Origin of the sequence: Sandarakinorhabdus sp. (genome assembly GCF_040398645.1) — a bacterium.
Classification (GTDB): Bacteria; Pseudomonadota; Alphaproteobacteria; order Sphingomonadales; family Sphingomonadaceae; genus Sandarakinorhabdus.
Genome location: NZ_JBBATR010000018.1, coordinates 8,932 through 34,366 on the forward strand (window position 1 = coordinate 8,932; position 25,435 = coordinate 34,366).

A 25,435-nucleotide genomic window follows, 5' to 3' on the forward strand; every position below is an offset into this window, starting at 1 on the left:
CGCGGCGGCGCTGCCCGAACCATGCCGGCCATGAAGCCCACCAACAGTCTCACCCGCTGGATTCTCATCGGCCTGTTTGCCGGCCTTGCCGTCGGCTGGGCGATCAACAGCAATGTGCCTGCCGATCAGGCCAAGGCCATTGCCGGCTATTTGTCGATCATCACCGATGTATTCTTGCGCCTGATCAAGATGATCATCGCGCCGCTGGTGCTGGCCACGCTCACGGTGGGCATCGCGCACATGGGCTCTGGCGGCGCTGTCGGCCGCACCTTCGTGCGCACCCTGGCCTGGTTCATCGCCGCCAGCATCTTCAGCCTCGGGCTCGGCATCTTGATGGTCAATCTGCTCAGCCCCGGTGTCGGCGTCGGGCTGGCGCTGCCGGCGGTGGACGCGGCCTCAGGCGTGGCCACCAAGACGTTCGATCTGAAAGAGTTCATCGGGCATATCTTCCCCAAATCGATCATCGAGGCGATGGCGACCAACGAAGTGCTGCAGATCGTGGTGTTCAGCCTGTTTGCCGGCGTGGCGCTGATCCAGATGGGCGCGCGCGCCGAACCGATCAACAAGGGCCTGGATGCCATCATGCACATGATGCTGGTGATCACCGGCTATGTGATGAAGGTGGCGCCGTTTGCCGTATTCGCCGCTATCGCTTCATCGATTGCCGTCGAAGGGCTGGGCATCCTGTGGACGTTCGGCAAATTCGTTGGCGGTTTCTATCTGGCGCTGGCGGTGCTGTGGGCGTTTCTGCTCGGCGCCGGCGCGGTGGTGCTTGGCGTGGGGGAGGTCAAGCGCCTGATCCCCACCATCCGCGAACCCTTCCTGATCACCTTCGCCACCGCGTCGTCCGAAGCAGCCTATCCCAAATTGCTCGATGCGCTGGAACGCTACGGCGTGCCCACCCGCATCGCGTCGTTCGTGCTGCCGCTGGGCTACAGCTTCAACCTCGATGGCTCGATGATGTATTGCGCCTTTGCCAGCATCTTCATCGCGCAGGCTTATGGCATTGATCTGTCGCTGGGCCAGGAAATCGCCATGCTCGGCCTGCTGATGATCACCTCCAAAGGCATCGCCGGCGTGCCGCGCGCATCATTGGTGGTGATCGCCGCGACTTTGCCCTATTTCAACATCCCCGAAGCCGGGCTGCTGCTGATCCTGGCGGTGGACCATTTCCTCGACATGGGCCGCAGCGCGACCAACGTGATCGGCAATGCCGTGGCGACAGCCGTGATCGCGAAATGGGATGCGGCGGAGGCGCCGGCGCCCGTGCCCGTGCCCGTGCCACTCACGGCGAAGGAAGTGGCCTCCGGCGGGCAGGGGTGACCCCTGCACCCGATTGATTTGGCGTGGGCCTGATGGCGGCTGTTGGGCGATTTGCCGGCTGTTCGGTTGCCATGCCGGGTGATCGATCACGCTCGGACAGGTGCCAATGCCTCGATGATCCGACAGTCTGCCACCGCTCCGCCTTTGCACGAGGTGATTACCGCTTTCAGCTCGCGGCGAAGCGCCTTCAGGTCAGCTAGCTTGCGCTCGACCTCCGCAAGGTGCGTATGGGCGATCTCGTCGATGCTGGCACAATCACCCTGCCTGTCGTCGGAGAGGGTGAGCAGAGCGCGGACCTGTTCAATTGAAAAACCGAGGTCGCGCGCTCGCCGGATAAACGACAGCCGCGCCAGTTCTGCGGCGCCATAGCTGCGGTAATTGCTGCTCGTTCGGGGCGGTACCGGCAGCAGGCCGATGCGCTCGTAATAGCGGACCGTCTCGACCTTGGTGCCGGTCGCGCGGGCCAGATCACCGATCGTCGTTGCCATCAGTGGTGATCCCTTTCGCCGCCGAACATCAACCGCACGCCGCCATTCAACACGAATCCGTCAGTCGGTGCCCAGGCGTCGACGGTCCAGCGGCCGTCCGGCGCCCGCGACGGGCGCACCAGCGGGTCAAACTTCGTCTGGCGGACATTCAGGATGTTCTCGGCGTTGAGGAACAGTCTGACAGAGCCAAGCACCACCTCCGCCAGCGCCCCGAGCTCGACATAGGGCCGGCCGACCGAGCGGAACGGATTTTCGTCCAACGTCTGGCGGCCGGTATAATAGGCCTCAAGCCCGATCCTGCCGCGGCCATGCTGCTCCCACATGGCAACGAGGCCGGCGGTGTCACGTGGCACCCGCGGCACCCGCCGCCGACCGCCGGCATCTGGGTCTGGCTCTGTCGCATCTATGTGAACATAGTTGCCGGTCAGGGTGAACGCGTCCCAGCGGTAGCGCGCCATCAGTTCGACCCCGCGTGTCCGCGTGGTTCCGGCTGCATTGATCAGCCTTGAGCGGTCGGACCCGGCATTCTGCACCTGCACGGCGCCATCGATGTCGGACCCGAACAATGTCATGCTGGCAGTGAACCCGCCGCTGCGATAGCCGATATCCAGCGAAGCGGTCTGCGCCATCTCCGCCTGTAGTCCCTCCAGCGGATCGAGGCGCGAGAGGCCGGTCGCCTCAATCTGCTCGACAAACGGTGTTGGCGCGAAGAAGCCGCGACCCCACGCGGCCCGGAACGTCCAAGGGCCAGGCTTGTAAAGCGCCGAAACGCGCGGGCTGAGAAAAGTGCCATATTCGCTGTGCCGGTCGAGCCGGGCGCTTGCCGAAAGGGTAAGCCTGTCGGCGATGTCAGCCTCCATCTGGCCAAACAGTCCAGACACGACAAAATCATAATCGAAGTTGCTGAACTGCTCGGAATGGTAGCCATCGTGCTGCACGGCGGCGCCAGCGAGCCAGTCGAGCCCTCGGTCCCTGCCGCTCAGCGACAGTTCGCCAAAGCTGGTCTCATGGCGGTCTTCTTCGATCACGTCGCCGAACTGGTGGCGGTGCGTCTGTCGCATCAGCGAGCCGCGGGCATGGAGCGTCACCGCATCGGCGAGCGGCGCTTCGCCGACCAATCCCGCATCGAAGCGGGTGGTGTCGATCGCCTCCACGAAGGGTTGCCTGTCGGGCGCGGTTCGCCCCGGCAGCGTGCCGCCGGTACGGTCCTCGGTCATGGCACCTGCGGTCAGCAGCAGGTTGGCGCCGCTTGTCCCTTCGACGAAAAGGCGCGGCCGCACGGTCCAGCGCCGGTAGAACGGCATGTCGACCCAACCATCCCCGTCGAGATCATTGGCATCCTGCCGATGAAAGCCACCGGTGACCGAGACGCCGACGGTTTTCCCCGCCGGCACAGCGGCGTAGGCGGTAAGGTCCTGGCCGCCCCTGCTGGTCCGGTTGAGCAGCGCATCAGCTTCGGCAACGTCGGTTGGCCGGCGCGACACGAAATTGATGACGCCGCCCAGCGCTGACGCGCCATAGAGGGCGGATGCCGCGCCCTTGATGACTTCGACCTGGCCAAGATCGGTCGGCGGTATCTGCAGGATGCCAGCGGACGATGCCTGCCCGCCGTAGAGCGGCAGGCCATCGCCAAGCAACTGGGTGTAGCGCCCGTCCATGCCCTGCATGCGGATGTTCGACGAGCCCAACGACGGCGAAGTCACCTGGACCCGAACACCCGGCGTTTCGGCGACCAGCATTGCCACATTGCCCGGCGTCATGAGGATCTTTTCTTCGATTTCCTCGCGCTCGATAATCTCGACGCGGATCGCCTCCTTGTCGGCGCTGCGGCCCGAACGCGTCGCCTGGACAATGATCTCCGCGTCCGCCTCCTCTGCTGGGGCTACCTGGGCCAGCACGGGCACGGCGCCCGATCCGCAAGCAAGGCTTGCCGCGAGTGCAAGATGATGAACAGCAACGGGCAGAAAACGCATGCTCACGAAGTGCTCCAGACGGGTCGCTCCGGCGGTCGCAGAGCGTCCTGTCGTTTCCGCTAGACCCTGTAGCCGCTACGGGGTCAATAGCTTGATGACAATTGGCCTGCCCATCCAGTCTGATCCACGTGGCTGCCTTTTATACCGTATTGACGATAGGCTGCCCGGCGATATCGCAGGAGCAACCGCGCTAGCGTCAGCTCTTGCTGGAAGTCGTCGTTCTGCGGCCTTTACAGGAACGGCCGCAACGTCGCAGGATCAGCCATCCCGCTTGGCCCAGTTGCTTAGCCGTGAATGGCCGCTTCGGGCCATGGCAATGCGCAAAAGGAATGACCGACAATCCAGTCTCAATCCTGCCTTCAAGCGCGCCCGAACAAGAATCGGGTGCAGGGGTCACCCCTGCCCGCCGGAGGCTATGCATTTTCTGTTTCTGGATTTGTGCTGCCGGCCCCCCTTCACCCCGCTCGCCGGCGGCGAGTCGCCCTCTCCCGGCCCGGAAGCCCGTGGGAGAGAGGGGTTCAGTTCACGGGTGGGCGGCGGCGGTAGCTGAGGGCTTCGGCGATGTGGGTGCGGGTGACGTTTTCGCTGCCGGCGAGATCGGCGATGGTGCGGGCCACCCGCAGCACGCGGGCGTAGCCGCGGGCGGAGAGGCGCAGGCTGTCGGCGGCCTGGGTGAGCAGGCGGGCGCCTTCGGCATCCGGGGCGGCGTGCGCGGTGAGCAGCTTGCCGTCGGCTTCGGCGTTGGTGCGGGTGGCGGTGCCGGCGTAGCGGGCGGTTTGTATGGCCCTTGCGGCGGCGACCCGGGCGGCCACGTGCGCGCTGGTTTCGGCGGGCGGCGGCAGCGACAAATCGGCGGCGCTGAGTGCGGGCACCTCGATATGCAGATCGATGCGGTCAAGCAGTGGCCCGGACAATTTGCTCTGGTAATCGGCGGCGCAGCGCGGCGCGCGGGAGCAGGCCTGGGCGGGATCGGACAGGTAGCCGCAGCGGCAGGGGTTCATCGCGGCGATCAACTGCACGCGGGCTGGATAGGTCACGTGCGCGGCGGCGCGGGCGACTTGCACCTGGCCGGTTTCCAGCGGCTGGCGCAAACTGTCGAGCACGCCGCGCTGATATTCGGGCAATTCATCGAGGAACAGCACGCCCAGATGCGCCAATGATACTTCGCCGGGCCGCGCCTTGGTGCCGCCGCCGACCAGCGCGGCCATCGATGCGCTGTGGTGCGGACTGCGGAACGGCCGGCTGCGTTTCAATTTGCCGCCCTCCAGATTGCCGGCGATGGAGGCGACCATCGACACCTCCAGCGCTTCGGCCGGGGTGAGATCGGGCAATATGCCGGCCAGCGCGGCGGCAAGCAGCGATTTGCCGGAGCCGGGCGGGCCGGACATCAGCAAGTTGTGCCCGCCCGCCGCTGCGATTTCAACGGCGCGCTTGGGGGTTTCCTGGCCCTTGATGTCGGCCATGTCGGGGCCGCGCTGGGTGCGTTCGGCTTCGGCGCGCACTGGCGGCGGCAGGATGATCTGGCCTTTTAGGTGGTTGATCAGGCTGAGCAGATCCGGCGCGGCCAGCACGTTGACATCGCCGGCCCAGGCGGCTTCGGGGCCTTGCGCGGCGGGGCAGATCAGGCCCAGCTCGTTGGCGCCGGCGTGGATGGCGGCCAGCAGCACGCCCGGCACCGGCAGGCAGGCGCCATCAAGCCCAAGCTCCCCAACCGCGACAAATTCATCGAGCGCGTCTTGCGGGATCACGCCCATGGCACCGAGCAAGCCCAGCGCGATGGGCAGATCATAATGTGAGCCTTCCTTGGGCAGATCGGCCGGCGACAGATTCACGATCACCCGGCGCGGCGGCAACGACAGCCCGATGGCGTGCAGGGCGGCGGCCACCCGCTCCCGGCTTTCCTTCACCGCCTTGTCGGGCAGGCCGACGGTGATGAAATTCACCGGGCCGGTGGATACCTGCACCTGCACATCGACACTGCGGGCCTCCAGCCCCAGAAACGCCACCGTGCCGACATGGGCCACCATTCATCGTCTCCTGCGTGCAAGCCGGCATCTGTGACCCGGCTGCAACGCTTAGGAAATAGCGCCGCTGCGTGCAAATGCTGCCTTACCGTTGCCATGTGGTGGCCGTAGCTGCCGTATGCAGATGAGTCGGCCGGCATTTCTTGATCAATTGGTTCGTTCCGAGCCGTTTCGGGTGTTCCAGATTGTACTGGGCATCCTGCTGCTGCCGATTGCCGGCTTGATCGGTGTGCTGTCACCGGCGCCGATCGGCATTGTTGTGCTGGGCGCCGGGCTGGCCTTGATCTTGCAGAATTCGCGCTGGGCGCGGCGGCAGTATCTGCGGCACACACGGCGCTATCCGCGGGTGCGGCGCGTGGTGGATTTCGGCATGCGGCGCGGTCGCCGCCGAACCGCGCGCCAATCGCGGCTGGCGCTGCTGGCGCAATCCCCGCCCCACAACCTGCCCCACAGCCAGCCCTGATTGCAGCGGGAACGGCGGGCCGCGCCGATTGACGTTGCCGCCCGGTCACCCTACATCCCCCGCTGCTCCAGGCGCATTGGGCCACCCCTTCGCGCGCCAGTAACAGGTCAGGATTTTCATGCTCGCTTTGGGCAGTCTCGCCAAAACCATTTTCGGGTCCAGCAACGACCGTTATTTGAAATCGCTGCGGCCATTGGTCAAGCGCATCAACGATCTGGAGCCGCAGATCGCGGCGCTGTCGGACGCCGATCTGCAGGCGCAAACGCCCAAGCTGAAGGCTGAACTCGCGGCGGGCAAAAAGCTGGATGATGTGCTGCCCGAAGCCTTTGCCACCGTGCGCGAAGGCGCCAGGCGCGCGCTGGGCCAGCGCCATTATGATGTGCAGCTGGTGGGCGGCATCGTGCTGCACCGCGGCGAAATCGCCGAAATGCGCACTGGTGAAGGCAAGACGCTGGTGGCCACGCTGGCGGTGTATCTGAACGCACTCACCGGCAAGGGCGTGCACGTCGTCACGGTGAATGATTATCTGGCCAGCCGCGATGCGCAGTGGATGGGGCAGGTGTACCGGTTTCTGGGCCTGAGCGTTGGGGTAATCGTGCCCAATCTGGACGATCAGGCGCGGCGGAAAGCTTATGCTGCCGATATCACCTATGGCACCAACAATGAATTCGGCTTCGATTATCTGCGCGACAACATGAAATACAGCCGCGAGCAGATGGTGCAGCGGCCGTTCAATTTCGCCGTCGTCGATGAAGTTGACAGTGTGCTGGTCGACGAGGCGCGCACGCCGCTGATCATTTCCGGCCCGACCGACGACAAATCGGCGCTCTACACCTCGGTGAATGCCGTGGTGAAGGAGCTTGAGCGCGAAGATGTCGAAGTGGACGAAAAACAGAAATCGGTAATCCTGACCGAGGCCGGCACCGAAAAGGTGGAGCGGATGCTGTCCGCTGCCGGCCTGCTGGAAGGCGAGAACCTGTATGATTTTGAAAACACGCAGGTTGTCCACCATCTGAACCAGGCGCTGCGTGCCATCGTGATCTTCCGGCGCGACACCGATTATATCGTGCGCGACAACAAGGTGGTGATCATTGATGAATTCACCGGCCGCATGATGGATGGCCGCCGCTGGTCCGAAGGCCTGCACCAGGCCGTTGAGGCCAAGGAAGGCGTGCAGATCATGCCGGAAAACCAGACACTGGCCAGCATCACCTTCCAGAATTATTTCCGCATGTATCCCAAATTGGGCGGCATGACCGGCACGGCTGCCACCGAAGCCGCCGAATTTTTCGATATCTACAAGCTGAATGTGGTGGAAATTCCCACCAACGTCGATGTGCTGCGCCGCGATGTTGATGATGAATTCTACAAGAGTGCCCAGGACAAATACAAGGCGATCGTGAAATCGGTGCGCGAAGCGCAGACGCGCGGGCAGCCGGTGCTGGTGGGCACGGTCTCAATCGAAAAAAGCGAAATGCTGTCCGATTATCTGAAAAAAGAAGGTGTCGAGCATGTCGTGCTCAACGCCCGCTATCACGAGCAGGAAGCGGTGATCGTCGAGCAGGCCGGCCGCATCGGCGCGGTGACCATCGCCACCAACATGGCCGGCCGCGGCACCGACATCAAATTGGGCGGCAATGAAGAAGCCCGCATTGCGCGCGAACTGGCCGACATGCCGGCTGGCCCGGAACGTGAAGCCGCCGAAGCCGATATCATCGCCCAGGTGAAGGAAGAGCGCGCGCGGGTGAAAGCCGCGGGCGGCTTGTTCGTGCTCGGCACCGAGCGCCACGAAAGCCGCCGCATCGACAACCAGTTGCGCGGGCGCTCTGGCCGGCAGGGCGATCCCGGCCTGTCGCGCTTTTACCTCAGCCTGGATGACGATCTGCTGCGCATTTTCGGCCAGCAAAGCATGCTCTCTCGCCTGATGAACTCCGGCCTCGAAGAAGGCGAAGCCATCATCCACCCGTGGATTTCCAAGGCCATCGAAACGGCGCAGAAAAAGGTGGAGGCGCGCAATTACGATGTGCGCAAGCAGCTGCTGCAATATGATGATGTGATGAACGACCAGCGCAAGGTCGTGTACGAGCAGCGCGCCGATATCATGGATTCCGATACGGTCGGCGATGTGGTGGTGGATATGCGCCACGAGGCCGTGAACGCCATCGTCGCCGCGCGCTGCCCGGTTGGCAGCTACCCCGAGCAATGGGATGTGGCCGGCTTGGCAGAAGATGTGGGCGGCACGCTCGGCCTTGATGTCGATGTTGCTGTCTGGGCCAAGGAAGAGGGCATTGATCCCGAAATCATGGTGGATCGCCTGATCGAGCAAAGCGACGCGCTGGTCGCTGCCAAGGCGGCCGATCTGCCAGCCGAAACCTGGGTGAGCATCGAAAAAAGCTTCTTGCTGCAAGCCCTTGATCACCATTGGAAAGAACATCTGGCGACGCTGGATTCGCTGCGGTCGGTCATCCACCTGCGCGCCTATGCCCAGAAAACCCCGATCAACGAGTATAAGCGTGAAGCGTTTGCGCTGTTCGAACGCATGCTGGGCAGCGTGCGCCAGGATGTGACGCGGATGCTGGCCGGCGCCCAGTTCAGCCAGCAGGCAGATGAACCGCAGGCCGCGCTGCCGGCGTTCGGGTCTTTTGGCGCCGCCGCTGCGCCGACAATGTCGTTCGATGCCTTTGGCTCGTCACTGCCGGCAGGCATGCTGGAAGCGGCGCAGGAGGCTGCGGAGCTGCTTGATGTCGATCCGGACGATCTGGCCGAATGGCACAGCTCGGTCAGCCGCAACGCGCTGTGCCCGTGCGAGTCGGGCAAGAAGTTCAAGCACTGCCACGGCGCGCTGTGAGGTGAGGGGCGGTCAGCGCTGGCGCCACACCGTCCAGTTGGTGGGGCAGGCTTTGACCGGACGCGGCTTGACCTGGGGCCCTTCGATCGTCCAGCAATCATCGAAGATCGAGCAATAGCAGGCGCGGACCTTTATCTGCTCTCGAACGGCGTCTAGCCGGTCAACCATGCCGGCGTTTGCGGTCACTGCCGGCAAGCTCATGAACATCAGCTCCTCGCCCGGCCGCAGTGCAACGTTGACGATCGCCGATGTGCGAAGCTGCATCGCCTGGCCCTCCCGATAGCCACAACACGCCGTGAGCAGATCAACTGGCGAGCGCAGCGCGCGCCCGCGAAAGCTGACCTCCACGGCGCCGATGATTGCAGGCCCCAAGCCATTGTTGGTCAAGGACAAATTTACAAGGCGTTGGCCGTCAGCCGTATAGTTCCCCGTCTGGTAAGCCACGAACGGCCATGCCGCCGCCTGCTGCATTCGTTGTGTGGCGCCGGCTTGCACAAAGGTGCCGTATGCAACCACCAGCGAGATCAGCAGGGCCGGCACACCGACAATGAAATGGCCCATCATCGCGAACGGCAGCCAGCGCGCGATGCGGCGCAAAGCCGGCGTGTCGGCGAGGCGATCGGCATTTTGCGTTTCAGGCGCTTGGTCTGACATGGCTGTGGTCTTAGCGGTTGAACCGGTTGAAGGCCATTGCCGCGCGCATGTGTCTCGATTGTGGCAACGGCCATTGCGGGCGATGGCCGGAACGCCGCATCATTCAGTATGTTTTTGCGGGCGGGCCTGCCAAAATTGCGTCTTGCCGTTGATCCGGCGTGGATTGATACTCAATGTCTGATCAAGGCGGCGAGGGAAGATGTGATGGCAACGGCAATGGCGGCGGCAACGGCGGTTGGCACGCTCGATATCCGGCCCCTGACCCCGGCAATCGGCGCTGAAATCCATGGCATCGATCTGGGATCGGCGCATGTTGCCGATCATGTGCCGGCGATCCGGGCGGCGCTGCTGGCGCACAAAGTGGTGTTTTTTCGCGATCAGCACATCACGGCGGCGCAGCACATCGAATTTGCCCGGCATTTTGGCGATCTGGAAATCCACCCGGCCACGCCCAAGGACCAGGCCGATCCCGAAATCCTGCGCATCGCGCATGGGCCGGACAGCCGCGGCACCGAAAACGCCTGGCACAGCGATGTGACATGGCGGGAACAGCCGTCGCTGGGCTCGATCCTGCGCGCCATCGAGGTGCCGGCGGTCGGCGGCGACACGCTGTTTGTCGACATGCATCTGGCCTTCCAGACGCTGAGTGCGCAAATGCAGCGCTTTGTGCGCGGGCTGAATGCGGTGCACGATATCGCGCGGGTGTTTGCCGGGCGCCTGGGCAAGACCGCCGATGATCTGCGCGCCAAATATCCGCCGCAAACCCATCCGGTGGTGCGCACCCATCCCGAAACCGGCGCGCCCACGCTGTATGTCAACACCGCCTTCACCAGCCATATCCCCGGCCTGAGCAAGGCGGAGAGCGAGCATTTGCTGGCGCAGCTTTATGCAACGGCGAGCAACCCCGAAATCCAGTGCCGTTTCCGCTGGCAGGCCGGCAGCATCGCGTTCTGGGACAATCGCGCCACTCAGCATTTTGCCGCCAGCGATTATTTTCCAGCCCGGCGCGTGATGGAGCGGGTGACCATCGCCGGCTGCAAGCCTTTTTACGATCCGGCGCGCGGTTGACCTGACGCGCCCTAACCGCTAAGGCCGCCCTTCCTCGATCGATGGAAATTCGAGAAGGGTTGCGACAGACGGCACCGTGCGCAAACGGGTCTTCCGGTTTCGGAAGGCCTTTTCGCGCTTATGTGGTGGGCTTTTTCCAAAAGGCCATCAACGGGGCAGGCGCTGGAGTAGGCGGTGGGCCATGGTGGTCCCCGTCGAAGCGATAGAAGAGAGACGATGCCAACGATCAACCAGTTGATCCGCAAGGGTCGCACGCCGCAAAAGGCGCGCAACAAGGTGCCGGCCATGGAGGCCAACCCGCAAAAGCGGGGCGTTTGCACCCGCGTTTACACCACCACCCCCAAGAAGCCGAACTCGGCTTTGCGCAAGGTGGCCAAGATCCGTTTGACCAATGGCTTTGAAGTCATCGGCTACATTCCGGGTGAAGGCCATAATTTGCAGGAACACAGCGTCGTGCTGATTCGCGGCGGCCGCGTGAAGGATCTTCCCGGCGTGCGCTACCACATCGTGCGCGGTGTGCTGGACACGCAAGGCGTGAAGAACCGCAAGCAGAGCCGTTCGAAGTACGGCGCCAAGCGTCCGAAATAAGGGGGATATAGAAAATGTCACGTCGTCGTCGCCCCGAAAAGCGGGTCATCCTGCCCGATCCCAAATTTGGTGATCAGGTGCTGTCGAAATTCATGAACCTCGTCATGTTGCAGGGCAAGAAATCGGTGGCCGAAACCATCGTTTATTCCGCTCTGGAAGTGGTCGAAACCAAGAGCCGCCGCGAGCCGCTCGGCGTGTTCCACGATGCGCTGGCCAATGTGCGCCCGGGCATCGAAGTGCGCAGCCGCCGCGTTGGCGGTGCCACCTATCAGGTGCCAGTCGAAGTGCGCGCGGAACGCAGCCAGGCGCTGGCCATTCGCTGGATCATCTCCGCCGCGCGCAAGCGCAGCGAGCACACCATGGCAGCGCGTCTGTCGGCTGAATTGATGGACGCCGCGGCCAACCGCGGTTCGGCTGTCAAGAAGCGCGAAGACACGCACCGGATGGCGGAAGCCAACCGCGCCTTCTCGCACTACCGCTGGTAACCGGCGGCGCGGTAACAGCGCCGGCAAACTATCGATATCGGGCCGGCGCGAACCGCCGGCCCGCACAATTTCTCCCCAAGCCCGAGGCCCAGTCCCATGCCCCGCACCCACTCGCTCGATCGTTATCGCAACATCGGCATCATGGCCCACATTGATGCCGGCAAGACGACCACGACCGAGCGTATCCTGTATTACACCGGCAAGTCCTACAAGATCGGCGAAGTGCACGAAGGCACCGCGACGATGGATTGGATGGAGCAGGAGCAGGAGCGCGGCATCACCATCACCAGCGCAGCCACGACCTGTTTTTGGGCGGCTGAAGAAGGCAACGGCCCAGAGCACCGCATCAACATCATCGACACGCCCGGCCACGTCGATTTCACCATCGAAGTCGAACGTTCGCTTCGCGTGCTCGATGGCGCGGTCGCGTGCTTTGACGGCGTGGCTGGCGTTGAGCCGCAATCGGAAACCGTGTGGCGCCAGGCGGACAAGTACCGCGTGCCGCGCATGTGCTTTGTCAACAAGCTGGACCGCACCGGCGCCAATTTCGTGCGCTGCGTGGAGATGATCAAGGATCGTCTCGGCGCGCGCCCGGCGGTGCTGTATCTGCCGATCGGCCTCGAAGGCGATTTCATCGGCCTGGTCGATCTGGTGCAGAACCGCGCCATCGTCTGGCTCGAAGAATCGCTGGGTGCCAAGTTTGAATACAAGGACATTCCGGACGACATGAAGGACGCGGCAGCGATCGCTCGTTCCGAGCTGATCGAAATGGCCGTGGAGCAGGACGACGACGTCATGGAAGCCTATCTGGAAGGCAATGAGCCTGACGTGGCGACCCTGAAGCGGCTCATTCGCAAGGGCACGCTGAATTTCCATTTCGTGCCGGTGCTGTGCGGTTCGGCGTTCAAGAACAAGGGTGTGCAGCCGCTGCTTGATGCGGTGGTGGATTATCTGCCCAGCCCGCTCGATATTCCGCCGATGCACGGCATCAACATGAAGGATCAGGACGAGATTCGCGAAGCATCCGATGATGCGCCATTCTCTGCCCTGGCCTTCAAGATCATGACCGATCCGTTCGTCGGCACGCTGACGTTTGCCCGCATCTATTCGGGCAAGATGGAAGCGGCATCGACCGTGATGAACAGCGTCAAGGACAAGCGCGAGAAGATCGGCCGCATGCTGCTGATGCATGCCAACAACCGTGAAGACATCAAGGAAGCCTTTGCCGGTGACATCATCGCGCTGGTTGGCCTGAAGGACGTCACCACCGGGGACACGCTGTGCGCGCCCCTGAAGCCGATCATCCTGGAGCGTATGGAATTCCCCGAGCCGGTGATCGAGGTCGCTGTGGAGCCCAAGACCAAGGCCGACCAGGAAAAGATGGGCATCGCGCTCAATCGTCTGGCGCAGGAAGATCCGTCATTCCGTGTCAGCTCCGACAATGAAAGCGGCCAGACCATCATCAAGGGCATGGGTGAACTTCACCTCGAAATCCTGGTTGATCGCATGCGCCGCGAATTCAAGGTGGAGGCCAATGTCGGTGCACCGCAGGTGGCGTATCGCGAATCGCTCGCCCGCAAGGTGGACGTGGATTACACCCACAAGAAGCAATCGGGCGGCTCCGGCCAGTTTGGGCGCATCAAGTTCACGGTCGAACCCGGCGAGCGCGGCTCGGGCGTCATCTTCAAGGATGAGGTCAAGGGCGGCAACGTGCCGAAGGAATATATCCCTGCGGTGGAAAAGGGCATCCGCGAAGTGGCTTCATCGGGGCACCTGATCGGGTTCCCGCTGATCGATTTCAAGGCGACCCTGTACGACGGCGCCTACCATGACGTCGATTCGTCGGCGCTGGCGTTCGAAATCACCGGCCGGGGCGGTATGCGCGAAGCCGCCGACAAGGCCGGCATCAAGATCCTTGAGCCGGTGATGAAGGTCGAAGTGGTGACACCCGAGGATTATCTCGGCGACGTGATCGGCGATCTCAACAGCCGCCGCGGTCAGATCCAGGGCACCGACACCCGCGGCAATGCGCAGGTGATCGAGGCCATGGTGCCACTGGCCAACATGTTCGGATATGTGAACAATCTTCGGTCCATGTCACAGGGCCGGGCACAATATTCGATGCAATTCAGCCACTATGACGAAGTGCCGTCGAACGTGGCCGAGGAGATCAAGCTCAAGCTGGCTTGATTTTTTGGGAAAGCCGGCTAGTCACCGCGCCTCAAGGCGCGCTGATTCGGCCGGTGTCCCCGCAGACACCACCGCCAAGGCGAGTCCCGTCCCGGGATCGCCCGGAATCAATGAACGCCTCACATCGTTGAGCAAACAAGAAGGTTACGGCCATGGGCAAAGCAAAGTTCGAACGGAACAAGCCGCACTGCAACATCGGGACCATCGGTCACGTCGATCATGGCAAGACCTCGCTGACGGCTGCCATCACCAAGGTGCTGGCCGAAACCGGCGGCGCCACCTTCACGGCCTATGACCAGATCGACAAGGCTCCGGAAGAGCGTGAGCGCGGCATCACAATTTCGACGGCGCACGTCGAGTATGAAACCGCCAATCGCCACTATGCCCACGTCGATTGCCCAGGCCACGCGGACTATGTGAAGAACATGATTACCGGTGCTGCCCAGATGGATGGCGCGATCCTGGTCGTGTCGGCCACCGACGGTCCGATGCCGCAGACCAAGGAGCACATCCTGCTCGCCAAGCAGGTTGGCGTGCCGCAGATGGTCGTGTTCATGAACAAGGTCGATCTGGTTGACGATGCCGAAATCCTCGAACTGGTCGAGCTGGAAATCCGCGAGCTGCTGTCGAAGTATGACTTTGACGGTGACAATATCCCGATCATCGCCGGTTCGGCCGTGAAGGCGCTGGACGGCACCAACGAAGAGCTCGGCCGCTCGGCCGTGCTCAAGCTGATGGCCGCTGTCGACAGCTGGATCCCGCAGCCGGAGCGTGCGCTGGACCGTCCGTTCCTGATGCCGATCGAAGACGTGTTCTCGATCTCGGGCCGCGGCACTGTGGTCACTGGCCGCGTTGAAAGCGGTATCGTCAAGGTGGGCGAGGAAATCGAAATCGTTGGTATCAACGACACCCGCAAGACGGTGTGCACCGGCGTGGAAATGTTCCGCAAGCTGCTCGATCAGGGCCAGGCTGGCGACAACATTGGTGCGCTGCTGCGCGGCGTTGGCCGTGAAGATGTGGAGCGCGGCCAGGTGCTGTGCAAGCCCGGCACGATCAAGCCGCACACCGAGTTCACCGCCGAAGTCTATGTGCTGTCGAAGGATGAAGGTGGCCGTCACACGCCGTTCTTCGCCAACTACCGCCCGCAGTTCTACTTCCGCACCACCGATGTCACTGGCACTGTTGAGCTGCCAGAAGGCACCGAAATGGTCATGCCGGGCGACAACGTCCAGCTGAAGGTGAAGCTGATTGCCCCGATCGCCATGGAGCAGGGCCTGCGCTTCGCTATTCGCGAAGGTGGCCGCACCGTTGGTGCCGGCGTGGTTGCATCCATCATCAAGTGAGTGTAAAGCGCCGGTTCCTTCGGGGACCGGCCTTGATTCGTTGTCGCGCGGCAATCTGTGTGCAACATCAGGAGCAGGGCAGAACAGGTGCAATCCTGGGCCGCCAAACTCCGAAGCAGTATTTCAAGCGGCCGGTGTAACCCCGAGCATTTTCGGGATTCCGCCGGTTCGTTTTTTTGCCTGATGAAATGCAGGTTTGTTTGACAAGATAGGCACTATGGACGCTCAGAATATCCGCATCCGCCTTAAGGCGTTTGATCACCGTGTGCTCGATATTGCCACGGGTGAGATCGCTGACACTGCCAAGCGGACTGGTGCAGCCATTCGTGGCCCGATTCCTTTGCCGACGCGTTTTGAACGTTTCACCGTGAACCGTTCGCCGCATGTCGACAAGAAAAGCCGTGAGCAATTCGAAGTGCGCACTTACAAGCGCCTCCTCGATATTGTTGACCCAACCCCGCAAACGGTGGACGCGCTGATGAAGCTCGATCTGGCCGCTGGCGTGGATGTGGAAATCAAGCTCGGCAAGTAACCGCCCAGCCAAATACGCGGAGCGAATTTGGAAGGGTCACGCCCCTTTCCCGGCAAAACCGGGGAACCTGCAGAGCAGGAGAGGGCCTCTGATGAAAGGATAAGGTCATGCGCATAGGTGTGATCGCGAAGAAAATGGGGATGACGCGGATTTTCCGCGACGATGGCCGCCACGTGCCTGTCACCGTCCTCGCCCTCGAAAACAACCAGGTCGTTGCGGTGAAAACCGACGCGACCGATGGCTACACCGCCGTGCAGCTTGGCGCCGGCGTTCGGAAGGCCAAGAACACCAGCAAACCGGAACGCGGCCACTTCGCCAAGGCTGAAGTGGAGCTGAAGGCCAAGGTTGCGGAATTCCGGGTTTCGGAAGACGCCATCTTGGAAACCGGCGCTACGATTAGCGCCGACCATTTCATTGCCGGCCAGCTCGTCGACGTGACCGGCGTGACGCAGGGCAAGGGCTTTGCCGGCGTCATGAAGCGCTGGAATTTCGGCGGCTTGCGCGCCACCCACGGTGTCTCGGTCTCGCACCGTTCGCACGGCTCGACTGGCCAGCGCCAGGATCCGGGCAAGGTGTTCAAGGGCAAGAAAATGGCCGGGCACATGGGCGCCCGCCAGCGCACCCAGCAAAATCTTGAAATCGTGTCGACCGATGTCGATCGCGGCCTGCTGTTCGTGATGGGCTCGGTGCCTGGATCGAAGGGCGGCTGGCTGCTCATCAAGGACGCTGTGAAGGTGCCGCGCAGTGCAGACGCCCCGTATCCGGCCTCGCTGCGCGCTGTCGCCAACGATGTTGCTCTGGAAACGGCTGTTGCCGCGCCCGAAGCGACTGACGAAACCACCACCAACGAAACGACGGGGGCCTGATCATGAAGGTTCAGGTAACAACCCTGACTGCCGCTGATGCCGGCGAGATGGAATTGTCGGAGGCAGTGTTCGGCAAGGAACCGCGCCTCGACATCTTGCACCGTGTGGTGACCTGGCAGCTCGAAAAGCGCCGCGGCACCGCCCGCAAGGCACGCGAACGCAGCGAAGTTTCGCGCACCGGCAAGAAGCTGGGCAACCAGAAGGGCGGCGGCCGGGCCCGTCACGGCAACCGAGCTGCACCGCAGTTCATCGGCGGCGGCAAGGCCCATGGTCCCCGCGTTCGTGATTTCGATCCGTCGCTCAACAAGAAGATCCGTCGTCTTGGCCTGGCCACCGCGCTCAGCGTGAAGGCCCAGGAAGGCAAGCTGATCATCGTGGAAGACCTGAACCTTGGCGAAGCCAAGACCAAGGCCTTCATCGCATCGATGAGCGCGCTGGGCATCACATCGGGTCTGTTCATTGATGGCGCCGCCGTGGATGTCGGCTTTGCCCGCGCCTCGGCCAACGTGCCCCACATCGACGTGCTGCCGGCGATCGGTGCCAACGTCTATGACATCCTCAACCACGACACGCTGGTGCTGACCCGCGCTGCCGTTTCGGCTCTGGAGGCCCGGGTCAATGGCTAACATCGATATCAAGCATTACGACATTGTCGTGAAGCCGGTGATCACGGAAAAATCGACCCTGGTGTCCGAGTACAACCAGGTTGTGTTTCAAGTCGCTCGCGATGCCACAAAGCCGCAGATCAAGGCCGCCATCGAAGCGCTGTACGGCGTCAAGGTGCTGGCCGTGAACACGCTGGTTGCCAAGGGCAAGACCAAGCGGTGGAAGGGCCAGGAGTATCGCCGGTCTGACGTGAAGAAGGCCGTGGTGACGGTTGCCGATGGCGACCGCATCGACGTCACCACCAGCATCTGAGGGCGGGACCAGTATAATGGCACTCAAGAGCTATAATCCGACAACCCCGGGCCAGCGCGGCCTGGTGCTCGTCGATCGTTCGGCGTTGTTCAAGGGCCGCCCGGTCAAGATGTTGACCGAAGGCCTGAGCAAGTCCGGTGGGCGCAACAACAAGGGCCACGCCACGGCGCGCGGCATTGGCGGCGGTCACAAGCGCCTGTATCGCATCGTCGATTTCAAGCGCCGCCTGTGGGACGTGCCGGCAACGGTTGAACGGCTGGAGTATGATCCCAATCGCTCCGCGTTCATCGCGCTGGTCAAGTATGCCGACAAGGAAGGCACCCAGGCCTATATCATCGCGCCGCAGCGTCTGAACGTTGGTGACAGCGTCATTGCTGGCAAGAAGGTTGATGTGAAGCCGGGCAACGCCATGGAAATCGGCCAGATTCCGGTTGGCACCATCGTGCACAACATCGAGCTGAAGCCCGGCAAGGGCGGCCAGATGGCCCGCGCCGCCGGTGCGTTCGTGCAGGTGGTGGGCCGCGACAAGGGCATGGTGATCATCCGCCTGAACAGCGGTGAGCAGCGTTATGTCCGTTCCGAGTGCATGGCGACTGTTGGCGCGGTGTCGAACCCCGACAACAGCAACCAGAATCTCGGCAAGGCCGGCCGCAACCGTTGGCTCGGCTACCGCCCGCTGACACGCGGCGTTGCCAAGAACCCGGTCGATCACCCGCATGGCGGCGGCGAAGGCCGGACCTCAGGCGGCCGTCACCCGGTCACGCCGTGGGGCAAGCCGACCAAGGGCATGAAGACGCGTTCCAACAAGGCGACGGATCACATGATCATCCGCTCGCGCCACGCCAAGAAAAAGAGGTAAGCGCGCATGAGCCGCTCCGTTTGGAAAGGTCCGTTTGTGGACCTCTCGTTGTTGAAGAAGGCCGAAACCGCACAGGCTTCGGGTGGCCGCGCGCCGATCAAGACCTGGTCGCGCCGCTCCACCATCCTGCCGCAATTCATTGGCCTCACCTTCAGCGTTTACAATGGCAAGAAGCACATCCCGGTCATGGTCAATGAAGACATGGTCGGCATGAAGCTCGGTGAATTTGCGCCAACGCGCTTCTTCCCGGGTCACGCTGCTGACAAGAAGGGCAAGCGCTGATGTCCAAGCCCAAGTCACCCCGCAAGGTCGGCGACCGTGAGGCGCTGGCGATTGCCACCACCATTCGCGGTTCGGCCTACAAGCTCAATCTGGTTGCTGGTCTGATCCGTGGCCGCAAGGCGTCGGACGCACTGAACATCCTGACCTTCTCCACCAAGGCGATGGCTGTTGATGTGCGCAAGGTGTTGGCTTCGGCCGTCGCCAACGCCGAAAACAACCATAATCTCGATGTCGATGCGCTGATTGTCAAGGAAGCCAGCGTTGGCAAGGCGATCACCATGAAGCGTTTCACGCCGCGGGCGCGCGGCCGAGCCGCTTCCATCACCAAGCCGTTCAGCCGCCTGCGCGTTGTCGTGCGTGAGATGGACGAAAGCGGGAGCGCCGAATAATGGGTCACAAGAGTTCCCCCATTGGTCTGCGCCTGCAGATCAACCGCACTTGGGACAGCCGCTGGTTTGCCCGCGGCAACGAGTATGGCAATTTGCTGCTCGAGGATTTGCGCATCCGCGAATTCATCATCAAGCATCACGGCCAGGCCGCGATTTCCAAGGTGGTGATCGAGCGTCCGGCCAAGCTGTGCCGCGTGTCAATCTTTGCTGCCCGCCCCGGCGTGATCATCGGCAAGAAGGGCGCTGACATCGAGAAGCTGAAGAATCAGATCGGTCAGATGACCAAGAGCGCAGTCAGCTTGAACATCGTCGAAATCCGCAAGCCGGAAATCGATGCCAAGCTGGTGGCCGCTGGTGTTGCTGATCAGCTGGAGCGGCGCATCGCGTTCCGCCGTGCCATGAAGCGTGCCGTGCAATCGGCGCTGCGTCTGGGCGCCGAAGGCATCAAGATCACCTGCTCGGGCCGTCTTGGCGGCGCCGAAATCGCGCGTATCGAATGGTATCGCGAAGGCCGGGTGCCGTTGCACACGCTGCGCGGCAATGTCGATTACGCCGAACACCAGGCCCACACCGCTTATGGCGTGTGCGGCGTCAAGGTTTGGATTTTCAAGGGTGAAATCCTTGGCCACGATCCGATGGCCCAGGACCGCCTGATGATGGAAGCCCAGACCTCTGGCGTTCGTCCGGCGCGCTGAGGAGGAATAGGCAATGTTGTCACCAAAGCGCACCAAGTTCCGCAAGGCGTTCAAAGGCCGTATCCATGGCAATGCCAAGGGCGGCACCGCGCTCAATTTCGGCGCTTTTGGCCTGAAGGCCATGGAGCCGGAGCGGGTTACCGCTCGCCAGATCGAAGCGGCTCGCCGTGCGATTTCGCGTCACATCAAGCGTCAGGGACGGCTGTGGATTCGGATTTTCCCGGATTTGCCCGTGTCGACCAAGCCTGCTGAAGTCCGCATGGGCTCCGGCAAGGGTTCGCCGGAGTTCTGGGTGGCCCGGGTCAAGCCTGGCCGCATCATGTTCGAGCTTGATGGCGTGCCGCACGATGTGGCTGCCGGTGCCTTTGAACGCGCGGCAGCCAAGCTGCCGATCAAAGTCAAGATGGTGGTTCGCCTCGGCGAACCGACCAGCCAGGATTGAGAGCCATGGCCAACAAGATTTTCGCTGATCTCAAGGTTGCGACCGACGATCAACTCGCCACTCGGCTTGCCGAGATGAAGCGCGAGCAGTTCAACCTGCGGTTTCAGGCGGCTACGGGCCAATTGGAACGGCCGGGCCGGGTGCGCGAAGTGCGCCGCACCATTGCTCGCATCAAGACCCTGCAATCCGGCCGCAAGGCCGTGCAGGCAGGAGCTTAAACATGCCAAAACGTGTATTGCAGGGCACCGTGGTGTCCGACAAGGGCGACAAGACCGTGGTTGTGCTGGTGGAGCGCAAGGTCGCTCACCCGGTTTATGGCAAGATCATCCGTCGTTCGAAGAAGTATCACGCCCACGATGAGGGCAATGTGATCAAGGCCGGTGACAAGGTTCGCATTGAAGAATGTGCACCGATGTCCAAGCTGAAGACATGGTTGGTTCTTGAAAAGGTCGGCTGACCGTCCTTTTCGCGAACAGTGCTCGAAAAACCCGGCCGGGCCGGGCTTTCGAATTTTCAGAGGCGTCTGCCGGTCGGAATCGGCAGACTTATGAGTGAAGGATCGAAAACATGATCCAGATGCAGACGAACCTTGATGTGGCGGACAATAGCGGCGCCAAGCGGGTGATGTGCATCAAAGTCCTGGGCGGCTCCAAGCGCCGCTTTGCCGGCGTGGGCGACATCATTGTCGTGTCGGTGAAGGAAGCGCAGCCCAAGGGCAAGGTGAAGAAGGGTGATGTGCACCGCGCTGTTGTGGTGCGCACCGCCAAGGATATCCGCCGCGCCGATGGCTCGGTGATCCGCTTCGACAGCAACGCCGCCGTGCTCATCAACAAGAACGAGGAGCCGATCGGCACCCGTATCTTTGGGCCAGTGGTGCGCGAGCTGCGTGCGTCGGGCCACATGAAGATCATCAGCCTGGCGCCGGAGGTGCTGTAATGAGTGCTCTGAAGATCAAAAAGGGTGACACTGTCATCGTCCTGTCCGGCAAGGACAAGGGCAAGGAAGGCACCGTGACCCGCAATTTGCCGCGCGATGGCAAATTGGTGGTGTCGGGCATCAATCTGATTACCCGCCACAACAAGCCGTCGCAGTCTAACCCCAATGGCGGTATCGAGCGCATCGAAGCGCCGATGGCGTCGTGCAAGGTGGCGATCAAGGACCCGACCACGGGTCAACCGACTCGCGTCGGTTTCGAGATGGTCGACGGCAAAAAGGTGCGCGTCGCCAAGAAGTCGGGAGCCCGTATCGATGGCTGAGAACATCACCCAGATCACGCCGCGCATGCAGACCCTGTATGCGGATCTCGTTCGTCCCCGCATGGTCGAACTGTTCGGTTACAACAACCTGATGGAAGTGCCGAAGATCCAGAAGATCGTGCTCAACATGGGCGTCGGTGAAGCCACCCAGGACAAGAAGAAGGTCGAACAGGCCGCCGGTGAAATGGCCCTGATCGCGGGCCAGCGCCCGGTGATCTGCCGCGCCAAGAAGTCGGTGGCGCAGTTCAAGCTGCGTGAAGGCATGCCGATCGGCTGCAAGGTTACGCTGCGCCGTGACCGCATGTATGATTTCCTTGATCGTCTGGTGACCATCGCCCTGCCGCGTGTTCGCGATTTCCGCGGCCTGTCGCCCAAGTCGTTCGATGGCCGTGGCAATTACGCCATGGGCATCAAGGAACAGCTGATTTTCCCGGAAATCAACTATGACCGGATCGAAAAGATCCGCGGCATGGACATCATCGTGGCGACCTCCGCAAAGACCGATGATGAAGCGCGTGCGCTGCTCGCGCTCTTCGGGTTTCCGTTTGTGGGTTACACTCTTGAAAAGAAGGCGGCCTGAGCCATGGCAAAGCTGTCCATGATCAACAAGAACGAGCGTCGCAAGGCTCTTGTGGTCAAATATGCCGGCAAATTTGCCGTGTTGAAGGCGATTGCTGCCGACACCAGCCGTCCCGATGAGGAACGGTTGATGGCGCGTCTCAAGATGTCCACGTTGCCGCGCAATGCGAACCCGACCCGGGTGCGCAACCGTTGCGAACTCACCGGGCGCCCGCGCGCCTATTACCGCAAGTTCAAGCTTTCGCGCATCATGCTGCGGGAACTGGCCAACAAGGGCCTGATCCCCGGTGTGACGAAGTCGAGCTGGTAAGGATAGACCCATGTCAATGTCTGATCCTCTGGGCGATATGCTCACCCGGATCCGTAACGGCCAGCAGGCCCGCAAGGATTCGATCATCAGCCCCGCATCCCGCTTGCGCGCTCGCGTGCTCGATGTTTTGCAGCGCGAAGGCTACATCCGCGGTTATTCGTCGGTGCTCGATGGCGTGCACCAGAATCTGCGTATCGACCTGAAATATTTCGAAGGTCGTCCCGCCATCCAGCACGTGGCCCGTGTGTCCAAGCCTGGCCGCCGCGTTTACAGCGGCGCCACCGAGCTTCCGCGCATTCGCAACGGTTTGGGTATCGTCATCGTTTCGACCCCGCAGGGTGTTCTGTCCGACGCGGAAGCGCGTGACAAGAATGTCGGCGGCGAAATCCTCTGCCAGGTGTTCTGATATGTCGCGCATTGGAAAAAAGGCCGTTGCCATTCCGGCCGGTGTCACCGCCACCATCAACGATCGCATGTTGTCGGTCACCGGGCCCAAGGGCGCGATGTCGATGCCGTTGGCTGATGATATCAGCTACACCATTGATGGCGGCCAGATCGCGGTGCTGCCGGCAACCGATACCAAGCGCGCCCGGTCTTTCTGGGGCATGCAGCGCACGTTGGTTTCCAATCTGGTGACCGGCGTCAGCGACGGTTTCACCAAGGTTCTGGTCATCACCGGGGTCGGTTACCGTGCGTCGGTGCAGGGTACCAATCTCAAGCTGCAGCTCGGCTACAGCCACGATGTGGATTATGCCATCCCCGAAGGCATCACCATCAAGACGCCGGATCAGACGACGGTGGAAATCACCGGGTCCGACAAGCAGCGTGTTGGCCAGGTGGCCGCCGAAATCCGCCGCTGGCGCAAGCCCGAGCCGTACAAGGGCAAGGGCATCAAGTATCGCGGCGAAGTCATCTTCCGGAAGGAAGGGAAGAAGAAATGAGCAAACTCACGCCTTTCGATCAGCGCCGGCGCCGCGTGCGCACGGCCATCCGCCTCAAGAGCGGTGGTCGCCCGCGTCTGTCCATCCATCGCTCTTCGCAGCATATCTATGCGCAGGTCATCGACGATACCAAGGGCATCACCCTGGCTTCGGCTTCGAGCCTTGAGAAAGATGTGCGTGACGTGTCTGGTGCAACCACAATGGCTGCCGCCGACGTGGGCAAGCGCCTTGCTGAGCGTGCCAAGGCCGCTGGCGTGTCAGCGGTTGTGTTCGATCGTGGTGGTTTCCTGTTCCATGGCCGCGTGAAAGCCTTGGCCGAGGGCGCCCGCGAAGGCGGGTTGGAGTTCTGATATGGTAGATGAAGTTTCAGGCACCGGCGCAGCGCCGGACGCTGATGGCCGCGGCAATAATCGCGGCCCAGGCGGCAATCGCGGCCCCGGCGGCAATCGCGGCGGCCCCGGCGGCAATCGCGGCGGCAATGATCGCCGTGGTGGCCCGGGTGGTGACCGTAACAAGCGTGGCCGTGACAACAATGGCGAACCGCCCGGCGAAGAGCTGATCGAAAAGCTGGTCCACATCAACCGCGTCTCCAAGACCGTGAAGGGCGGCAAGCGCTTCGGGTTTGCAGCTTTGGTTGTTGTCGGCGACGGCAAAGGCCGCGTTGGTTTTGGCCACGGCAAGGCCAAGGAAGTGCCGGAGGCCATTGCCAAGGCAACCGCTGCTGCCAAGAAGGCGATGATCCGCGTTTCGCTGCGCGATGGCCGCACGCTGCACCATGATGCCTACGGCCATTTCGGTGCCGGCAAAGTCTATGTGCGCTCGGCCACGCAGGGCACCGGCATCATCGCTGGTGGCCCGATGCGCGCCGTGTTCGAATCGCTGGGCGTGGCCGACGTGGTCACCAAGTCGGTTGGCACCAACAATCCCTACAACATGATCCGCGCCACATTTGCTGCTCTGGCTGGCCAGGTCAGCCCCAAGAGCGTGGCCCAGCGCCGCGGCAAGAAGGTTGTGGATCTGCTGGCGCGGCGCGGTGATGGTTCGGTCAAGGCGGCCGAAGCTGACGCCGAAGCCGTGGCATAAGGAACGAACCCATGGCAAAAGTGAAAGTCACCCAGATCGGTTCGCCGATCCGCCGCACCCCGGTTCAGGAACAGAATCTGATCGGGCTCGGCCTCAACAAGATGCATCGGTCGCGCGAGCACACTGACACGCCGGAAATTCGCGGCATGATCAAGCGCATCGCGCATCTGCTGAAGGTCGAAGAAGTCGGCTAAACTCAATACGCTGCGTCGTCCTATGGTCCATCCAGCGGCGGCGTAGCCTGTCCATCAGCGCGTAAGCGAAAGCGAGTGCATCCCATGACGACCAAATTAAGCGATCTTCACGACAATCCCGGCGCCCGCAAGAAGCGCGTGCGCGTTGGCCGCGGCATCGGCTCCGGCGTTGGCAAGACCTCTGGCCGCGGCCAGAAGGGCCAGACCAGCCGCTCCGGCGTCGCGATCAAGGGCTTCGAAGGCGGCCAGATGCCGCTGCACATGCGCATCCCGAAGCGCGGCTTCAACAACATCTTCCGCAAGGATTATGCCGTGCTCAATTTGGGTACGCTGCAATCTGCCATTGATGCCGGTCGGATTGATGCCGGCCAGGTGATTGACGCGCAGGCGCTGGTGGACGGCGGCATCATCACCCACGCCCGCGACGGTGTGCGTCTGCTCGGCGTTGGTACGCTCACCGCCAAGGTGTCGCTCAAGGTTGCTGGCGCATCGGCCACAGCCCAGGCCGCCGTCGAAGCCGCTGGCGGAACAATCGAACTGCCGGCACCGGCGCCGGAACCGCTCAGCCGGGATGAGCAGAAGGCAGCGCGTGCCATTGCCCGCGCCGCCAAGGCCAGCAAGTAAGCAACCGTCCGGGGCATT

The 25,435-nt window shown here is 62.4% G+C and carries 33 protein-coding genes; 29 read left to right on the top strand and 4 right to left on the bottom strand.

All coding sequences use genetic code 11. The annotated features are described in order from the left end of the window. Positions 1 to 21 precede the first annotated feature (21 nt). Complete coding sequence (locus ABWP50_RS05990) at positions 22 to 1,323, top strand: dicarboxylate/amino acid:cation symporter (protein WP_353217130.1); 1,302 nt, start codon at positions 22 to 24, stop codon at positions 1,321 to 1,323. Between the two features lie 86 nt (positions 1,324 to 1,409). Here the strand turns inward: ABWP50_RS05990 and ABWP50_RS05995 are convergent, their stop codons facing one another. The 3 genes from ABWP50_RS05995 to ABWP50_RS06005 form a co-directional block, all read right to left on the bottom strand. Further along, positions 1,410 to 1,811 carry a MerR family transcriptional regulator gene (locus tag ABWP50_RS05995; protein ID WP_353217083.1) on the bottom strand — a complete coding sequence of 134 codons (402 nt, stop codon included), beginning with the start codon at positions 1,809 to 1,811 and terminating at the stop codon, positions 1,410 to 1,412. Beyond that, on the bottom strand, positions 1,811 to 3,784 hold the full coding sequence (locus ABWP50_RS06000) for a TonB-dependent receptor plug domain-containing protein (protein ID WP_353217084.1): 1,974 nt from the start codon (positions 3,782 to 3,784) through the stop codon (positions 1,811 to 1,813). Before ABWP50_RS06000 ends, ABWP50_RS05995 begins: the two co-directional genes overlap by 1 nt. Positions 3,785 to 4,302: 518 nt before the next feature. Further along, on the bottom strand, positions 4,303 to 5,811 hold the full coding sequence (locus ABWP50_RS06005) for a YifB family Mg chelatase-like AAA ATPase (RefSeq protein WP_353217085.1): 1,509 nt from the start codon (positions 5,809 to 5,811) through the stop codon (positions 4,303 to 4,305). Positions 5,812 to 5,932: 121 nt separating this feature from the next. Here ABWP50_RS06005 and ABWP50_RS06010 point away from each other — a divergent pair, with 121 nt between their 5' ends. Beyond that, on the top strand, positions 5,933 to 6,271 hold the full coding sequence (locus tag ABWP50_RS06010; protein ID WP_353217086.1) for a hypothetical protein: 339 nt from the start codon (positions 5,933 to 5,935) through the stop codon (positions 6,269 to 6,271). A 118-nt stretch (positions 6,272 to 6,389) separates the two neighbouring features. Further along, entirely contained in the window at positions 6,390 to 9,119 is a 2,730-nt protein-coding gene (gene secA / locus ABWP50_RS06015) for a preprotein translocase subunit SecA (protein ID WP_353217087.1), read from the top strand. Positions 9,120 to 9,131: 12 nt separating this feature from the next. Here secA and ABWP50_RS06020 read toward each other — a convergent pair whose 3' ends face one another. Next, positions 9,132 to 9,773: a hypothetical protein gene (locus tag ABWP50_RS06020; RefSeq protein WP_353217088.1), complete on the bottom strand. Its 642-nt coding sequence runs from the start codon at positions 9,771 to 9,773 to the stop codon at positions 9,132 to 9,134. Positions 9,774 to 9,977: 204 nt separating this feature from the next. Between ABWP50_RS06020 and ABWP50_RS06025 the strand changes: the two genes are divergently transcribed. From ABWP50_RS06025 to rplO, 26 genes are all read left to right on the top strand, one after another. Beyond that, entirely contained in the window at positions 9,978 to 10,841 is an 864-nt protein-coding gene (locus ABWP50_RS06025) for a TauD/TfdA dioxygenase family protein (RefSeq protein ID WP_353217089.1), read from the top strand. Between the two features lie 216 nt (positions 10,842 to 11,057). After that, positions 11,058 to 11,429 (top strand): 30S ribosomal protein S12, encoded by a 372-nt coding sequence (gene rpsL, locus ABWP50_RS06030; protein WP_017666954.1) that lies wholly within the window; start codon positions 11,058 to 11,060, stop codon positions 11,427 to 11,429. A 14-nt stretch (positions 11,430 to 11,443) separates the two neighbouring features. Beyond that, the gene (gene rpsG, locus ABWP50_RS06035) at positions 11,444 to 11,914 is read left to right on the top strand and encodes a 30S ribosomal protein S7 (RefSeq protein WP_353217090.1); all 471 of its coding nucleotides are present in this window, start codon (positions 11,444 to 11,446) and stop codon (positions 11,912 to 11,914) included. A gap of 96 nt (positions 11,915 to 12,010) precedes the next feature. Then, complete coding sequence (fusA, locus tag ABWP50_RS06040; RefSeq protein WP_353217091.1) at positions 12,011 to 14,104, top strand: elongation factor G; 2,094 nt, start codon at positions 12,011 to 12,013, stop codon at positions 14,102 to 14,104. Between the two features lie 152 nt (positions 14,105 to 14,256). Then, complete coding sequence (gene tuf, locus ABWP50_RS06045) at positions 14,257 to 15,447, top strand: elongation factor Tu (RefSeq protein ID WP_353217092.1); 1,191 nt, start codon at positions 14,257 to 14,259, stop codon at positions 15,445 to 15,447. A gap of 217 nt (positions 15,448 to 15,664) precedes the next feature. Beyond that, a complete protein-coding gene (gene rpsJ, locus ABWP50_RS06050; protein ID WP_353217131.1) occupies positions 15,665 to 15,979 on the top strand; it encodes a 30S ribosomal protein S10 in 315 nt (104 codons plus the stop codon). 107 nt (positions 15,980 to 16,086) lie between these two features. Next, positions 16,087 to 16,845 carry a 50S ribosomal protein L3 gene (gene rplC / locus ABWP50_RS06055; RefSeq protein WP_353217093.1) on the top strand — a complete coding sequence of 253 codons (759 nt, stop codon included), beginning with the start codon at positions 16,087 to 16,089 and terminating at the stop codon, positions 16,843 to 16,845. A 2-nt stretch (positions 16,846 to 16,847) separates the two neighbouring features. Further along, positions 16,848 to 17,471, top strand: a complete 624-nt coding sequence (rplD, locus tag ABWP50_RS06060) for a 50S ribosomal protein L4 (RefSeq protein ID WP_353217094.1) — start codon at positions 16,848 to 16,850, stop codon at positions 17,469 to 17,471. Further along, on the top strand, positions 17,464 to 17,763 hold the full coding sequence (locus tag ABWP50_RS06065) for a 50S ribosomal protein L23 (protein ID WP_353217095.1): 300 nt from the start codon (positions 17,464 to 17,466) through the stop codon (positions 17,761 to 17,763). The genes rplD and ABWP50_RS06065 overlap by 8 nt, the downstream gene beginning before the upstream one ends. Before the next feature lie 16 nt (positions 17,764 to 17,779). Further along, entirely contained in the window at positions 17,780 to 18,622 is an 843-nt protein-coding gene (gene rplB / locus ABWP50_RS06070; RefSeq protein ID WP_353217096.1) for a 50S ribosomal protein L2, read from the top strand. A 6-nt stretch (positions 18,623 to 18,628) separates the two neighbouring features. Continuing rightward, positions 18,629 to 18,904: a 30S ribosomal protein S19 gene (gene rpsS / locus ABWP50_RS06075; protein ID WP_353217097.1), complete on the top strand. Its 276-nt coding sequence runs from the start codon at positions 18,629 to 18,631 to the stop codon at positions 18,902 to 18,904. Continuing rightward, positions 18,904 to 19,293, top strand: a complete 390-nt coding sequence (gene rplV, locus ABWP50_RS06080) for a 50S ribosomal protein L22 (protein WP_353217098.1) — start codon at positions 18,904 to 18,906, stop codon at positions 19,291 to 19,293. The genes rpsS and rplV overlap by 1 nt, the downstream gene beginning before the upstream one ends. Next, complete coding sequence (gene rpsC / locus ABWP50_RS06085; RefSeq protein WP_353217099.1) at positions 19,293 to 19,988, top strand: 30S ribosomal protein S3; 696 nt, start codon at positions 19,293 to 19,295, stop codon at positions 19,986 to 19,988. Before rplV ends, rpsC begins: the two co-directional genes overlap by 1 nt. A 13-nt stretch (positions 19,989 to 20,001) precedes the next feature. Beyond that, a complete protein-coding gene (gene rplP, locus ABWP50_RS06090; RefSeq protein WP_353217100.1) occupies positions 20,002 to 20,430 on the top strand; it encodes a 50S ribosomal protein L16 in 429 nt (142 codons plus the stop codon). A gap of 5 nt (positions 20,431 to 20,435) precedes the next feature. Beyond that, a complete protein-coding gene (rpmC, locus tag ABWP50_RS06095; protein WP_353217101.1) occupies positions 20,436 to 20,648 on the top strand; it encodes a 50S ribosomal protein L29 in 213 nt (70 codons plus the stop codon). Between the two features lie 2 nt (positions 20,649 to 20,650). Then, the gene (gene rpsQ, locus ABWP50_RS06100) at positions 20,651 to 20,887 is read left to right on the top strand and encodes a 30S ribosomal protein S17 (protein WP_353217102.1); all 237 of its coding nucleotides are present in this window, start codon (positions 20,651 to 20,653) and stop codon (positions 20,885 to 20,887) included. Between the two features lie 110 nt (positions 20,888 to 20,997). Next, on the top strand, positions 20,998 to 21,366 hold the full coding sequence (rplN, locus tag ABWP50_RS06105; RefSeq protein WP_353199432.1) for a 50S ribosomal protein L14: 369 nt from the start codon (positions 20,998 to 21,000) through the stop codon (positions 21,364 to 21,366). Next, positions 21,366 to 21,686, top strand: a complete 321-nt coding sequence (gene rplX, locus ABWP50_RS06110; protein ID WP_353217103.1) for a 50S ribosomal protein L24 — start codon at positions 21,366 to 21,368, stop codon at positions 21,684 to 21,686. The genes rplN and rplX overlap by 1 nt, the downstream gene beginning before the upstream one ends. Next, positions 21,679 to 22,266, top strand: coding sequence for a 50S ribosomal protein L5 (gene rplE, locus ABWP50_RS06115; protein WP_353217104.1), 588 nt, complete (start codon positions 21,679 to 21,681; stop codon positions 22,264 to 22,266). The genes rplX and rplE overlap by 8 nt, the downstream gene beginning before the upstream one ends. Before the next feature lie 3 nt (positions 22,267 to 22,269). Continuing rightward, entirely contained in the window at positions 22,270 to 22,575 is a 306-nt protein-coding gene (rpsN, locus tag ABWP50_RS06120) for a 30S ribosomal protein S14 (RefSeq protein WP_353217105.1), read from the top strand. Positions 22,576 to 22,585: 10 nt separating this feature from the next. Continuing rightward, a complete protein-coding gene (rpsH, locus tag ABWP50_RS06125) occupies positions 22,586 to 22,981 on the top strand; it encodes a 30S ribosomal protein S8 (protein WP_353217106.1) in 396 nt (131 codons plus the stop codon). Between the two features lies 1 nt (position 22,982). Next, positions 22,983 to 23,516 carry a 50S ribosomal protein L6 gene (gene rplF, locus ABWP50_RS06130; protein WP_353217107.1) on the top strand — a complete coding sequence of 178 codons (534 nt, stop codon included), beginning with the start codon at positions 22,983 to 22,985 and terminating at the stop codon, positions 23,514 to 23,516. After that, positions 23,513 to 23,866: a 50S ribosomal protein L18 gene (rplR, locus tag ABWP50_RS06135; protein WP_353217108.1), complete on the top strand. Its 354-nt coding sequence runs from the start codon at positions 23,513 to 23,515 to the stop codon at positions 23,864 to 23,866. The genes rplF and rplR overlap by 4 nt, the downstream gene beginning before the upstream one ends. 1 nt (position 23,867) lies before the next feature. Next, positions 23,868 to 24,599, top strand: a complete 732-nt coding sequence (rpsE, locus tag ABWP50_RS06140) for a 30S ribosomal protein S5 (RefSeq protein ID WP_353217109.1) — start codon at positions 23,868 to 23,870, stop codon at positions 24,597 to 24,599. Positions 24,600 to 24,610: 11 nt separating this feature from the next. Continuing rightward, positions 24,611 to 24,793, top strand: coding sequence for a 50S ribosomal protein L30 (gene rpmD / locus ABWP50_RS06145; protein WP_353217110.1), 183 nt, complete (start codon positions 24,611 to 24,613; stop codon positions 24,791 to 24,793). Positions 24,794 to 24,877: 84 nt separating this feature from the next. After that, the gene (rplO, locus tag ABWP50_RS06150; RefSeq protein WP_353217111.1) at positions 24,878 to 25,417 is read left to right on the top strand and encodes a 50S ribosomal protein L15; all 540 of its coding nucleotides are present in this window, start codon (positions 24,878 to 24,880) and stop codon (positions 25,415 to 25,417) included. Positions 25,418 to 25,435: the final 18 nt, after the last annotated feature.